This window comes from Streptomyces chisholmiae, from assembly GCF_031845445.1.
Classification (GTDB): Bacteria; Actinomycetota; Actinomycetes; order Streptomycetales; family Streptomycetaceae; genus Streptomyces; species Streptomyces chisholmiae.
Window position 1 is genome coordinate 1 of the sequence record NZ_JAVREO010000207.1, and the last position, 444, is coordinate 444.

1 riboswitch is annotated in these 444 nt (G+C 68.2%).

What is annotated here, in order from left to right:
• Positions 1-57: 57 nt before the first annotated feature.
• A riboswitch (FMN riboswitch) is annotated at positions 58-188 on the top strand.
• Positions 189-444 lie beyond the last annotated feature (256 nt).

The following is a 444-nucleotide window of genomic DNA, read 5'->3' on the forward strand; positions in this document are numbered from 1 at the left end:
CAGTGCTCACCTGCATGGCCGAGGAGCGTCCGTGGCAGACTGGTTCCGTACCAGTAGCAGCGCACTCCGGGGTCGGTGCAATTCCGAACCGGCGGTTATAGTCCGCGACCCGTCCGCAGCCAGCGGCCGGTTGACCAGGTGGGATTCCTGGACCGACGGTTAAAGTCCGGATGGGAGGCAGTGCGCGGCGGTTCGTCATCGGTACGCCGCCGTAGGCGGACGCATGGCCGGGTTTCGCCGGACCCCTGCGTCCCTTCTTCGGTTTTCGGCGTCTGCCCCGGCGACCCGCTTCATCTGTCGTCATCGACAGGCCCCGGAGTCCGTGCCCGAAGAGGCAGGAGGACCCGGTGGCCACCGCAGCCGACATCACCGCCATGCGCCGAGCGATCACGCTCGCGGCGCGCGGTCTCGGCTCCACCAGCCCCAATACGGTCGTCGGATGTG